Source organism: Paenibacillus sp. EB106-04-04-XG159, assembly GCF_058791835.1.
This window is the reverse complement of record NZ_JBYTDY010000011.1, coordinates 118,491-131,189: the sequence shown is the minus strand read 5'-3', so window position 1 is coordinate 131,189 and position 12,699 is coordinate 118,491. Positions and strand designations below refer to the sequence as shown.

Below are 12,699 nucleotides of genomic sequence, written 5' to 3'. Positions count from 1 at the left end.
GTACATGTCCGAACAAGAGAATCGTATCCTTATAGTGGATGATGAAGAACGGATTAGACGTTTGCTCAAGATGTATCTAGAGAAGGAAGGCTTTATTATAACAGAATCAGAAGACGGCGAAGATGCGCTTCGGAAAGCAGTTGTCGAGGATTATGATTTAATTCTGCTCGATCTGATGCTGCCGGGCATTGACGGTATCGAAGTATGCACTCGCTTGCGTCAGGTCAAATCGACTCCGATCATTATGTTGACAGCCAAGGGTGAGGAAATGAACCGAGTTCAAGGGTTCGAGGTTGGAGCTGATGATTATGTCGTGAAGCCATTTAGCCCTAGAGAGGTTATTTACCGGGTAAAGGCGGTTCTGCGTCGTTCTTCGGCTACTGCATTCCTGACCAATGATCCGAAAACGAGCAACAACATCGTATTTCCACACCTGATTATCGAACATGATGCTCATCGCGTAACTGCGGGGGGACAAGAGATCAGCCTAACTCCGAAGGAGTACGAGCTCCTTCATTATTTAGCTGTATCTCCTGATAAAGTGTTCAGTCGGGAAGAACTGCTCAAGGATGTATGGAATTATGAATTTTTCGGAGATCTTCGCACGGTGGATACTCATGTGAAGCGTCTGCGAGAGAAACTGAACAAAGTATCGCCAGAGGCTGCAACTATGATCACTACAGTATGGGGCGTCGGATACAAATTAGAGGTGCCGAAGTAAGTGAAATTCTGGCGGAGTGTAGTCGGCAAACTGTGGATGACAATCATCGGACTTGTGGCGTTAGTGCTGTTGACATTGGGAACTTACCTGCTTCAATATATCGACAGCAATTTCGCCCATCCGAATGATATTAAGCTGCTCTTTATATATACAGGAATCATTGGCTTTTCGTTAACGACGTTTTTTGCTTTCTTTCTATTTACCAAGATAACGCAGCCGCTACGCCAGTTGAAGAAGGCTGCTGATACGATTCGGCAGGGCGATTATACGACTCGGCTGGAATTGCGGTCTTCTGATGAAATTGGTGAACTGTCGAGCACGTTCAATCATATGGCCGAAGAGCTGAATCTCCTCATTCGTGATTTGCATCAGGAGAAGGAGCAACTCTTCAGCATATTGCGAAGCATGACGGATGCCGTGATCACATTTGACGCGAATGGAAATGTGCTGCTGGCTAACCCGCAAGGGGAAATCAATCTGCAGAAGTGGAGCGAGATCGGTTGGAATGACCCAGAGGATGAGTTTCAATTATCATCTGTCCCTGAACCGCTTCGTCCGCTGTATCATAAGGCTCGTTCAGAGGCTGTTGAAGTTGTCAGCCGGATTCATGTGCAGCAAGAAGTATGGTCCGTCGTTATGGGTCCCTTGTATAACGATAACACGGTTCGAGGCGTTGTAGCCGTGCTGCGCGATATTACGGAAGAGGTTCGGCTGGAAAAGCTTCGCAAGGACTTCGTTGCCAATGTATCGCACGAGATACGCACTCCATTATCGATGCTGCAAGGCTATAGCGAAGCTTTATTGGATGATATCGCGGCATCACCTGAAGAGCGCAAAGAGCTTGCACAGGTGATACACGATGAATCGCTTCGCATGGGCAGGCTTGTAAAGGATCTGCTGGATCTGGCTCGAATGGAAGGCGGCCATCTTCAGATGCAATTGGGACCGGTTAATCTTAATGATCTGATTCTTCGCGTTATTCGCAAATACTCTGTTCTATCCAAAGAACGTGAGATACCGATTGTTTCTGAATTTCTGGCAGCGCATCCGGTTGTCAGTCAGGCGGATGAAGATCGGTTGGAGCAGGTGCTTACGAATCTGCTTGATAACGCGATTCGACACTCTCAAGCTGGAGAGGAGATCGTGATCCGAACCGAACGCAAGGTTAGTGGACATGTAGAACGGCTCTGGATACATGTCGAAGACCATGGAGAAGGGATTCCGCATGAAGACATACCATATGTCTTTGAACGCTTCTATAAGGCGGATAAAGCTCGCACAAGAGGAACGAGCGGAGGAACCGGTCTTGGGCTCGCCATTGTTAAAAATATTATAGACGTTCATCATGGCATCATTGAAGTGAAGAGTGCGCTGGGCACGGGAACGACGTTCTCCATCGGACTTCCATATGAACAAGGATCGTAATGGCCGACACGGTTGTGTCGGCTTTTTTACGTGAGTTTATGACATTCCGACAGCATCCAACGATGTGTATGGCATAAAAATGACGTCTGCAGTTGGCAGACGTCATAATAGTGAGACTAATCTTGTTGTTCGTGAAACAATCAGCTATTAAAATACAATTTCCTTCGCCTTATTGATTCCCGAGATGTTCTTCAGATCGGATATGACTTCTTTAGGTACAGCGCGATCAACAGCTAGAACCATAATAGCGGATCCGCCGACGATCTTGCGTCCCACCTGCATCGTAGCAATGTTGATGTCATTGTTGCCAAGCAGCGTACCAACATATCCAATCATACCAGGCTTATCGTTATGCTTGACTAGCAGCAGATGACCTTCTGGCGCGACGTCAACCGGATATTTGTCGATCTGTACGATTCTTGCGCCATAGCCGTTCAATAACGTGCCTGCTACCATTCGTTCTTCATCCTTCGTACGCAGCGTGACAGTGACAAGATTCGTGAAGCCCTTAGCTGCATGCGTCTTCTGAACAGTAATCAAGATCTCTCGCACCTTCGCCAGATGCATCGAGTTGACAACATTGACATCTGGTCCAAGATGCTGCTGCAGCACGCCTTTAACGATGTAGCGGGTGAGTTGAGCAGTATCTACTTCAGCAAGCTCACCGGAATAATTGATTACAATCTCAAGCAATGGTCCCTTCGCCATCTGTGCAGTAAATAGGCCAAGGCGTTCGCTCAATTGGAAGTAAGGCTGGATCTTGTTCAATACATTCGCCGGTACTGGCGGCATATTAACCGCGTTCTTGAACGGTTGATCGCGCAGGATGTGAAGCACCTGCTCCGAAACGTCAATCGCGACATTCTCTTGGGCTTCAACCGTTGATGCTCCAAGATGAGGTGTAACGATGATGTTAGGGTTATTTAAGAAAGGATGATCTGCCGCTGGCGGCTCATGCTCGAATACGTCAAATGCCGCACCTGCGACGATGCCTTCATTAATAGCTTCAACTAGTGCCAATTCATCGACGATACCGCCGCGAGCGCAGTTGATAATACGCATGCCGCGCTTCATGACTTCGAATTGCGGACGGGCAATCATGTGCTTCGTCTCAGCAGTAAGCGGAGTATGGAAGGTCATAAAGTCAGCGTTGCGGATGATATCATCTACACTTCCAAGCTTGATGCCAAGCTTCTCTGCACGTTCTTCCGTCATAAATGGGTCATATCCAATGACCTCCATACCGAATGCTTTAGCGCGTTTAGCTACTTCGCTTCCGATTCTCCCCATACCGACTACACCAAGTGTTTTGTTGCGTAATTCTACACCGAGGAACGACTTGCGGTCCCAGATGCCTTGAATCGTTTTGTTATACGCCTGCGGGATATGTCGAGCAAGTGCCATCATCATCGCAAAGGCATGCTCACAAGTGGTGATGGTATTGCCATCGGGTGCATTAATGACAATAATTCCGCGCTGTGTGGCGGCTTCCAGATTAATGTTATCGACACCGACTCCAGCGCGTCCGATTACTTTGAGCTTTTTGGCTGCTTCCATTATGCGCGGGGTAACCTTCGTCTGACTGCGCACGAGAAGAGCATCGTACTCACTAATAATGGAAATGAGCTCATCTTCCGAAAGACCTGTCTTTTTGTCCACGATTACATCTGTTGCATCAACCAATTGCTGAATACCAAAATCGCTGATCGGATCCGAAACTAATACCTTGTACATTTAGTTTTCCTCCCTCATATCCAACTATATAGTGTCAACCGCACAGGCAGTTGTTATCACCGCTTCGACGCGCTAATGCTTTAGATAATTAAATATCCACTTTTCAAAAAAACTCTCATCACATACTACTGCCGTAGTAAGGGACGAGAGTTGTTCGTGGTACCACCCTAATTCGCTAACCGCTCGCGCGAGTCAGCCTTAGCGTCTAGTGAAAGACGCAGAACGTTAACGGGTTCTAACCGATTGTACCTAATAATGTATCATCGTTCAGTACAATAACTCAGGACCGCTAGAATCCATCTCAACGCCGCCGATTCGCACCATTCATCGGCTCTCTGGGGACTTTCTAAGATGGTTCGTTTCCTTCTCCGTGTTTGTCGTCATGAAATTATTTAAAATCTAACATGCTTCATGCCTAGTGTCAATAGGTTGTACATCCAAGTTGTCAGCTGACTGCAGCATTGTAAAAGTTACAGGGTGTGGTTGAATACTGTTAACCGTTTCTGATATGATGCTAAAACAGGCTGATCAAGGCTCACCAAATAACGACAGTGGCAGTATGATCTCCTTGTCCTACATAGGGCTAGATACCAAGCATGGGGAGCACTTTTACGATAAGGCAACTATACGGTATGATTAACGGAGACGATAACTTGTTCAGCGTATTTACCATTGGCATGTTCAGCGCATCGCACCTTCCGATTCAAGTTGAAGCGTTCTTCAGTCTGCTCAGTCCCAACCTTAACGCCATAGAAGAATGAAGCGATTGCTAATATAAGGACAAATATAAAAGTCAAACTGAAAAAGAACTCGATTCTTGTCGGTCTGCGAACCGCGATACCACTCCTTAGGTGCTTATAAGTTACCATTTATATGCATAATGTGTCTATTATTTTTGAGTTCTAGTATGGTTTTTTTGTTGTTAAATAGTTAGACGATAACTTACAGGTTGTGATGATGTGAAAGAAAAGTGGAAAAGGTTCAAGCAACAACAAGTACAAATAGATCAAATTGACGATAAAACATTGCTGCTGAATCTTTATTTGACGCAGGCTCTAACACTGATTATAGGTACTGTCTGGATTCTTCTTTCAGGTCGAAATCCGTTGATGCTGCTCCAGCTGCCAGAAGAATACCTGCCTTGGATACTGGGTGCAGGGCTATCAGTTATAGTCGTCATTTTGGATCTTCTTATATCCAAGTTTGTACCAGAAGAAGCGACAGATGATGGCGGTATTAATGAGCGCTTGTTCCGTAATCGGCCATTCTGGCATATATTTGTGATAGCTTTGGTTGTAAGCATATGTGAAGAGATGCTGTTTCGAGGTGCTGTACAGCATACCCTTGGCATCTACTGGACGAGTGTGGCATTCGCCGCAATTCATGTGCGTTATTTAAAGCACTGGCTGCCTACACTGATGGTATTCAGTATAAGCTATGGATTAGGCTATATATACGAATGGAGCGGCTCCTTATGGGCACCGATTGCCGCACATTTTTTGATCGATTTTATTATGGGTTTAATATTGCGTTACCGGAGGGAAGTATGAGCAAGTCGTTTTATTCAAGTAGTCGCTTTAAGGAACAGGAAGAGAGGGCCTATCGGTCAGATGCTTCATCCTCTTCAGCTAAAGATGAATCATTCAGTAATAGTCCCGCACTTGCAGCGCTGCAGCAATTGAAACAACCAGAGCGATCGCAAGCAGAGACTGTAGAGGTTGAGACGAAGAATGCTGAAATTGATCCACAGCTAGTCAAGGAGGAAGGGGATCGGTCATTACCACCGAGAAGAGTGCTGTTCCCTTCTAATTATGGAAAGCTGACAAAATGGTTCTACAATATTCTGTTTTTGCTGTTCTTTGGATTGTTGGTAATTTTACTATTTTGGGGAAATCATGTGATGACGGAGGGGTAATCGTAGATGGCTGATGTCATCATTATCGCGGCGGCAGGCTTATTGTTGATCATAGCTATCATCTTTGCTCTCATTTACTTGATGTACCGAGAAGCAAACAGCTTTACAGTTACAGAGGAAGAAGTTGTACTGGAACGGCTCCCGCAAGCTTTTGACGGACTGCGATTATTTTTCATCAGCGACTTTCATTGCCGCGCGTTGACTGAAGTGCATATGAAACAGATATCGAAGCATGCACCTGCCCATCTATATCTAATCGGGGGAGATGTTACCGAGCAAAAAGGAAACCTCGAACAAGCGATTGCCAACATACGATTAATACGTCAACTAGGACCGACATATATGGTGCACGGAAACCATGACTACAAAGCCAATGTCCGCTTATTGGATACAGCGGTCGCTGATATGGGCGTCAAAGTGTTGGACAATGATGCTGTACTCCTGGAGCAAGAAGGCGACAGTATATGGCTCGTTGGCATTGACGACCTTCGAACAGGTCGTGCTAATATGCGCTTTGCGATGGATGGACCGGAAGGCGATCCGCACTTCTGCATCCTGCTGACGCATGATCCCGCGCTGTTAAAGCGGCCGCTGCACCCGCTGATTGATCTAGTCGTTGCTGGGCATACCCATGGCGGGCAAATTAATTTGCCTAAGTATGGTCCAGTACGAACAAGCCCCTTTTATCGAAAGTACCTGCACGGTTGGCACACTTTACATGCGGGTGATGAACAATATGATCGGAAGATACAGCTGTTTATTAGCAAGGGCTTCGGAACGTCGCACTTTCCGCTTCGCCTAGGTGCTCCGCCGGAGGCGAATTATATCACCCTTCGCTCTTCGAGGTCGTTTTCCTAAAATTGAATCGAATGTGATTGCGCTATACAGCTCACAATACTGTTGATCCCATTACTGAAGGAGGGAACAGCAGTGAGAGTTACAACGTTTATAGCAGGTATGGCAGTAGGCGCGCTCGCAGGCATGTGCATAGCAGACCGTCGTACATTAACTAATCTTCAGTCGAGGCTTCAATTAGCTGGGGATGTAGTAACAGATGTAGTTGGCATGGCGGGTGGCAAGGTGATTGATTCAGCAATGACAGCTTTGACCCAAGCTTCTTCTATGGTCGGTCTGACACAGCAGCAAGGTCAAGGCGGCGCACAACAGCAAGCTCAGGGTGGAGCACAGCAGCAAGCTCAAGCTCAAGCGGGTGGTATGCAACAAGCTCAAGCAGGCGGAACACAGCAGTCAGCTCAAGCTGGTGGCATGCAGCAGCAAGCCCAAGCTAGCGGCGCACAGCAGCCAAAAGCGCAGCAGCAAAGCGCGCAGCAGGACAACGTCAGCCTTGCGCGCATCAAAGAATTGATTGCTCTCGATCCAGAACTAAAGCGTCAAGTCGATGCGATCATTCAAGAAGCTGGCAGTGCTTCGACTACAGCTAGCCAAGCGTCTAATCAGACTGCGAGTGCAGCGAAGTCGACTAGCGCAACAAGCTCCAAGCCGACTCCCACGTCCAGCACTACCCATTGAAAGGGCAAGCATGACCGCATAAGAAGCCAGAAGCGTAATAGACGCAGAAGTGGCACTGTGTAGTTCAGCCCAAGAGAATATGAAATACTCATAAGAGGAGCCGCCATCGGTGGCTTCCTCTTTTATTGTGCTCTTCTGTGAATGCAGACTCTTTGAAACCTTCTCATTTTTAGTAGGTGCAAATTGGAGCAATTAATGATAACATTGATTACATAGAACCATTTTCAGCACATATTATATGTTGCTTCATAATCTGTTATAACCGAAGTTGTAAAGGAGGGTCCTGTCATGAAGATCGAACGCTTAAGTCAAGATAAGATTCGCATTTTCCTTACGTTCGACGATTTATCAGAGCGCGGGATCCAACGCGATGACTTGTGGCGAGAAATGACGAAACTGCAGGATTTATTCGTAGATATGATGGATCAGGCGTATACTGAACTCGGATTTGACGCGACTGGGCCGTTAGCTGTGGAAGTGTTTGCTATGCCTGCACAAGGCATGGTTGTTATCGTTACTCGCACTCGTTGGGAGAAGGGCGCTCCTCAATCGGACGACGAAGACATGGATGACGTCTACGAGATGGAAGTGACGTTGGAGGAAAGCGATACAGTCGCATTTTCGTTCCGCGATTTTGAGCACTTTATTGAAGCTGCTCATGCGGTAAATCGACATTTTTCCGTATCAGGCGCATTATATCAATATAATAGTCAATGGATTTATTACGTCGAGCCGGTGTCCTTGGAATCAAGCCGACTTCAGGCGTTAATTGCGATATTGGCTGAGTATGGTGAAGCCACGTCGGTGACTACTGCAGTTCTAGAGGAATACGGTACATGCATTATGCGTGAAGATGCTATTGCCGTCACCTGTGAACACTTTAAGCCGCGCAGTGAATAATAAACCGTCGATGGGGAGTTCCTGGTTGAAGGACTAGGGCTCCTTTTTCATGTCATATCAATAAGGTTAGTTCTGTAGTGTAGGACGAGCAAGCTTTTGGTGTGTAAGTCATGAATCTGGATAGCATGGGAGGGGCAAATACAAGATGGATTTAGCTGTTCAGGTTGCTTCTGCAACAACACCGATTGTTGCTTTGTTGACTGCAGCAGTAGCTCCTGGTATCGCGCTGCTTATCTACTTTTACTTGAAGGACAAATATGCTGCCGAACCGATATCCATGGTTCTCCGCGTATTTCTCGTTGGCTTCTTGATCGTATTGCCTATTATGATTATCCAGCATGGGTTGACGATGTGGTGGGGCAGCAATCGATTAATGAACTCATTTGTGATATCAGCCGGCGTGGAAGAAGCTGTGAAATGGTTCGTACTTTATCATATGATATACAACCACGTTGAGTTCGATGAACATTATGACGGCATTCTATATGCAGTTGCGGTCTCGTTAGGCTTCGCTACGATTGAGAATGTGATGTATGCTTTAGCTAACAATAGCTCGTTCGCTTTTCTATTATCACGCGCCTTATTGCCTGTGTCCGGACATGCGCTGTTTGGTATCTTGATGGGATATTATATGGGCAAGGCAAAGTTTACGAACGATAGAACCTCGAAGAAGTATTTGGCCATTTCATTGATAGTTCCTATCTTCTGGCATGGTGTTTACGATATGATTATGACATCTAATATGCGTAATTGGATATGGGCAGCTGTCCCTTTGATGGTTTTTCTGTGGTTCTTTGGGATGGCGAAGGTGCGCAGAGCTAATCTGCGATCGCCGTTCCGCATGCTGAAGCATGACGAGGAGAACATTCATGGATGGGGCCGCGATCGTAATCGTGCTCAAGCATCAAGTACATCTACGCCAATAGCTTCGGAAGAGATTAATTCTTAAACAATCTGGTCATACTTGCACGTATAAACGTTGTTCCAGCTAGTAGTGGTGAAGGTGGCGAGAGCGTGCGAGTTAAGATAACGATTCGGTGCAAAAGTTGCGGCGAGAAGTTCGTACTCCGGGGCAAGCGAGAGAAAGGTCGAATTGAGACCGGATTTAAACAATGTGTATGCGATAATCGGGAAGATTTCTTAATCGAAGAGCTTCCCCAATAAAAGCGTGACGAAGGTTCATCAACGATGCATAAAGACTTCCTATTTCCAGCACAATAGGCATAATCCTAATTTTGCTGTGAAAGGAGACGTTTGTACGATGTATAAACGACTGAGTGCCGTGATGTTTCCGATCGTCACGCTTTTATTTATCGGAACCGCATTGTGGGGCTATCAAGAATTTCAACAAAAGAACGCGCTAGCGGTACAAGCAGAGAATCAATACCAACGAGCTTTTCATGATTTAACTTTCCATATGGACAAGCTTCAGGATCAGTTGGGTCAGACTTTAGCGGTACATTCCACTTCACAGGGAATGCACCGAAAAGGCCTAGCTAATGTATGGAAAACAACGAGTGAAGCCCAGAGTGATATTAGCCAACTGCCTCTAACGACGCTTCCGTTCGAACAGACTGAGGAATTTCTGTCTAGAATCTCGAGCTATGCTTATCAAGCATCCATCCGAGATATGACGAAACAGCCGCTGACGAATGAAGAATTGAATACCCTGAAGACGTTGTATGCGAATTCCAAGCAGATATCCGCCGATCTTCAGGATGTTCAAAATAAGGTGTTGTCGGACGGACTGCGTTGGATGGACGTGCAATCCGCAATGTCGAACAAATCAACTTCTGGCAACACTGCTATTACGGACGGCTTCAAGTCTTTAGACGGCAAGGTCAGTGAGTATCCTGAGATTGACTGGGGAACGTCAGTGGCGAGCTTATTCTCGAAACGAACCTTAAAGATGCTTGAAGGTCCTGAAATGTCTGAGGATGAGATTAAGAAAAAGGCAGCCAAGTTGATGAAGCCGCATGAGATGAAAGAGATGACGATTCGTAAAAATGGCAACACGCCTGACCACATGACGTATACGGTTCGAGCTGAGCACAAAAATGGCGATGGTGAAATCTCGATTGATTTCACGAAGCAGGGCGTGGTTCTGTCGTTCATGGATACCCGCAGCATCGGAAAGAAGGAGATTAGCGTCGATGAAGCTGCTGATAATGCGGCAAGCTTTATCAAGCGGCACGGATTCGAGAATATGAAGAAAGTTCGTTCTCAATCTTATGACGGTTTAGAAACCTTTACTTACGTACCTGTGAAAGAAGATGTATTGCTGTATCCGATGAAGGTACTGGTCCGAGTAGCTTTGGATACCGGAGATATCATTGGGGTACAGGCGGCCGACTATATTTATGGTGCATTGGATATGAAATCGGTCTCCATAAAGCCCAAGCTCACGAAAGAGCAGGCTCTTGAACGAGTCAACCCGAATATGAAGGTATCCTATGATCGCTTGGTTGTCATTAAGAATGAGGTTTCTCAACCTGTATTATGTTATGAGATTGGCGGTACAACTGACGATCAGAACTATCGCATCTATATAAATGCTGAAACCGGCAACGAAGAAGTAGTTGAATCGGTTTCCAAATCATAGCTTCTGGAAGACCGTCGTTCCATTGTGGAATGACGGTCTTTTTTTGTAGTGATATGAACGAATATGGTGATATAATCGAATGGAGGGGGAGATTCGTATGATGCCGAATATTAATGACGTACTGTATATATTGCCAGCATCTGCCGCGGATAAGCCAGAATACAGAGCCCGCGTCTCAGAGATGGATGAGACTCGAATATGGATTGAGGTGCCGCTACAAGAGCAAACGAGAAAATTTGGATTATTCCATACAGGTGAGATTCTTGAGATTACATATATTCAGCCGGACGGCATGAAGTGCCACTTTCTAACGAGCGTTGTCGGCAGTCGTCAAGATGGCATACGCATGCTAGCCCTGGCGAAGCCTAATCCGGAACATGTTACGAAGATGCAGCGGAGATCGTTCTTGCGTGTGGATTCTTCATTAGAGCTCGCCATTCGTACGCCGGAGGATATTCGGTTTGTCGTTCATACCGAAGACATTAGCGGCGGCGGTGCTTCCTTTGTCGCCGAGACCGCGTGGGGGCTGCAAGAACAGCAGCAGTTATTTTGCTGGGTCGTACTGCCATATCGCAACGATGAGCTGGAATATGTTCATTTCAATGCTCAGATTGTTCGCATTCAGCCGAGAACGGACAAGCATTCTGTTGTCATGCTGAAGTTCTCCGAGATAACTGGAGGCGATCAGCAGAAGGTGATTCGATATTGCTTCGAGCGGCAATTGGAAGCTCGAAAACGCGATTAATATTGTACATAACTCGAAGGTAAATACCGCATACTACCATCACCAATTAATGGAAGTCGGTGTTCGGTTGAAACGGTCATTGAAAGAACAGCAAATGATAGCAAAATGGGACAGAATATGCACTGCTCTAAAACGAATATGTATTGCGGTTGTGATTCTATGTATCCTGACCCAATGCTTGTTGCAAATACCAGCCATTCGGCAATGGATTATTCTAGTCGAGCGGCTGGAAGGTGTCCCAATAATATTGCCTTAGCAAGAGAAAATAGCCTATTAAAAGTAAAGTTAATCGCAGGGTGAGGATGCGGCTTTTTTGCAACACCAAATGAGGTGTGGTATAATTTACACGTCCGCAGGCAAAGCCTGCTTTTTTATTGAATAGGCCTGAAATGCCGCGCTCATCTAGATGGAAGGAGTCAGATCTGTTGAATCAATCATTTCAGCATCATCATTATCGAATAAATATTGCAATCGACGGGCCTGCTGGTGCAGGTAAAAGTACGGTTGCCCGACATGTTGCTCGTGTATTAGGATATATATATATCGATACTGGCGCGATGTACCGTGCGGTTGCCTTACATATGCTGCGCGCAAACATTTTACCAGAACAGACAGATCGTGCGGTCCAAGAGATGCAGAATATTCATATAGCGCTTATACCCGGCCAAGAACGACAACTAGTACTGTTGAACGATGAAGATGTAACCGACGATATTCGAACAGCGGATGTCAGTAAGTATGCATCGCTGTTTGCCCAAATCGCCGAGGTTCGTGAACATCTTGTCGATATGCAGCGCAAGCTTGCCGCGAATAAGGGTGTCGTGATGGACGGCCGAGATATTGGAACGCAAGTGCTTCCTGATGCGGAGATGAAGTGGTTTCTAACTGCTTCCGTCGAGGAACGTGCTAGAAGAAGATATGCAGAGTGGAACGGTTCAGAAGCGATTACTCTGGAAGAACTGATGCGTGATATCGCAGAGCGTGATAAGCAGGATGAAACACGCGCGATTTCTCCGTTAAAACAGGCGCAAGACGCGGTGCTGCTTGACTCAACTCATTTATCGGTGGAACAGATTGTTCAGCATATCGTTGATGAAGCCAAACTACGGATGGACGGGGAGCAGTAG

General features: G+C 46.2%; 14 protein-coding genes and 1 other annotated feature. Of the genes, 12 read left to right on the top strand and 2 right to left on the bottom strand.

Annotation, left to right across the window (positions count from 1 at the left end; translation table 11 throughout):
- The first annotated feature begins 4 nt into the window (after positions 1 to 4).
- Together AC3WTP_RS15040 and AC3WTP_RS15035 are read left to right on the top strand one after the other, a co-directional pair.
- On the top strand, positions 5 to 721 hold the full coding sequence (locus AC3WTP_RS15040; RefSeq protein WP_492395439.1) for a response regulator transcription factor: 717 nt from the start codon (positions 5 to 7) through the stop codon (positions 719 to 721).
- A complete protein-coding gene (locus tag AC3WTP_RS15035; RefSeq protein WP_492395438.1) occupies positions 722 to 2,146 on the top strand; it encodes a HAMP domain-containing sensor histidine kinase in 1,425 nt (474 codons plus the stop codon). It begins immediately after the preceding gene.
- Positions 2,147 to 2,293: 147 nt separating this feature from the next.
- On the opposite strand, the gene serA is transcribed toward AC3WTP_RS15035, so the two are convergent.
- Entirely contained in the window at positions 2,294 to 3,880 is a 1,587-nt protein-coding gene (serA, locus tag AC3WTP_RS15030) for a phosphoglycerate dehydrogenase (protein ID WP_492395437.1), read from the bottom strand.
- A 136-nt stretch (positions 3,881 to 4,016) separates the two neighbouring features.
- Positions 4,017 to 4,258, bottom strand: a binding site (T-box leader).
- Between the two features lie 245 nt (positions 4,259 to 4,503).
- Positions 4,504 to 4,677: a hypothetical protein gene (locus AC3WTP_RS15025; protein ID WP_492395436.1), complete on the bottom strand. Its 174-nt coding sequence runs from the start codon at positions 4,675 to 4,677 to the stop codon at positions 4,504 to 4,506.
- A 162-nt stretch (positions 4,678 to 4,839) separates the two neighbouring features.
- Here AC3WTP_RS15025 and AC3WTP_RS15020 point away from each other — a divergent pair, with 162 nt between their 5' ends.
- The 10 genes from AC3WTP_RS15020 to cmk all read left to right on the top strand — a co-directional run bounded on the left by AC3WTP_RS15020 (position 4,840) and on the right by cmk (position 12,699).
- Positions 4,840 to 5,430: a CPBP family intramembrane glutamic endopeptidase gene (locus AC3WTP_RS15020; protein WP_492395435.1), complete on the top strand. Its 591-nt coding sequence runs from the start codon at positions 4,840 to 4,842 to the stop codon at positions 5,428 to 5,430.
- On the top strand, positions 5,427 to 5,795 hold the full coding sequence (locus tag AC3WTP_RS15015; RefSeq protein ID WP_492395434.1) for a hypothetical protein: 369 nt from the start codon (positions 5,427 to 5,429) through the stop codon (positions 5,793 to 5,795). The genes AC3WTP_RS15020 and AC3WTP_RS15015 overlap by 4 nt, the downstream gene beginning before the upstream one ends.
- A 6-nt stretch (positions 5,796 to 5,801) precedes the next feature.
- A complete protein-coding gene (locus AC3WTP_RS15010) occupies positions 5,802 to 6,653 on the top strand; it encodes a metallophosphoesterase (protein WP_492395433.1) in 852 nt (283 codons plus the stop codon).
- Between the two features lie 72 nt (positions 6,654 to 6,725).
- Positions 6,726 to 7,325 (top strand): hypothetical protein, encoded by a 600-nt coding sequence (locus AC3WTP_RS15005; RefSeq protein ID WP_492395432.1) that lies wholly within the window; start codon positions 6,726 to 6,728, stop codon positions 7,323 to 7,325.
- 288 nt (positions 7,326 to 7,613) lie between these two features.
- Positions 7,614 to 8,225: a genetic competence negative regulator gene (locus AC3WTP_RS15000; protein WP_492395431.1), complete on the top strand. Its 612-nt coding sequence runs from the start codon at positions 7,614 to 7,616 to the stop codon at positions 8,223 to 8,225.
- A 145-nt stretch (positions 8,226 to 8,370) separates the two neighbouring features.
- Entirely contained in the window at positions 8,371 to 9,174 is an 804-nt protein-coding gene (gene prsW / locus AC3WTP_RS14995) for a glutamic-type intramembrane protease PrsW (RefSeq protein ID WP_492395430.1), read from the top strand.
- A 65-nt stretch (positions 9,175 to 9,239) separates the two neighbouring features.
- Positions 9,240 to 9,389: a hypothetical protein gene (locus tag AC3WTP_RS14990; protein WP_492395429.1), complete on the top strand. Its 150-nt coding sequence runs from the start codon at positions 9,240 to 9,242 to the stop codon at positions 9,387 to 9,389.
- A 97-nt stretch (positions 9,390 to 9,486) separates the two neighbouring features.
- Entirely contained in the window at positions 9,487 to 10,827 is a 1,341-nt protein-coding gene (gene ypeB, locus AC3WTP_RS14985; RefSeq protein WP_492395428.1) for a germination protein YpeB, read from the top strand.
- Positions 10,828 to 10,924: 97 nt separating this feature from the next.
- On the top strand, positions 10,925 to 11,572 hold the full coding sequence (locus AC3WTP_RS14980) for a flagellar brake protein (protein ID WP_492395427.1): 648 nt from the start codon (positions 10,925 to 10,927) through the stop codon (positions 11,570 to 11,572).
- Positions 11,573 to 11,997: 425 nt separating this feature from the next.
- Complete coding sequence (gene cmk, locus AC3WTP_RS14975; RefSeq protein ID WP_492395426.1) at positions 11,998 to 12,699, top strand: (d)CMP kinase; 702 nt, start codon at positions 11,998 to 12,000, stop codon at positions 12,697 to 12,699.

What these genes read in the sequence shown, in the direction of transcription:
- AC3WTP_RS15040 (WP_492395439.1), top strand. Translation starts at nt 5, where the DNA reads ATGTCCGAACAAGAGAATCGTATCCTTATAGTGGATGATGAAGAACGG.
- serA (WP_492395437.1), bottom strand. Translation starts at nt 3,880, where the DNA reads ATGTACAAGGTATTAGTTTCGGATCCGATCAGCGATTTTGGTATTCAG.
- AC3WTP_RS15015 (WP_492395434.1), top strand. Translation starts at nt 5,427, where the DNA reads ATGAGCAAGTCGTTTTATTCAAGTAGTCGCTTTAAGGAACAGGAAGAG.
- AC3WTP_RS15010 (WP_492395433.1), top strand. Translation starts at nt 5,802, where the DNA reads ATGGCTGATGTCATCATTATCGCGGCGGCAGGCTTATTGTTGATCATA.
- AC3WTP_RS15000 (WP_492395431.1), top strand. Translation starts at nt 7,614, where the DNA reads ATGAAGATCGAACGCTTAAGTCAAGATAAGATTCGCATTTTCCTTACG.
- prsW (WP_492395430.1), top strand. Translation starts at nt 8,371, where the DNA reads ATGGATTTAGCTGTTCAGGTTGCTTCTGCAACAACACCGATTGTTGCT.
- ypeB (WP_492395428.1), top strand. Translation starts at nt 9,487, where the DNA reads ATGTATAAACGACTGAGTGCCGTGATGTTTCCGATCGTCACGCTTTTA.
- AC3WTP_RS14980 (WP_492395427.1), top strand. Translation starts at nt 10,925, where the DNA reads ATGATGCCGAATATTAATGACGTACTGTATATATTGCCAGCATCTGCC.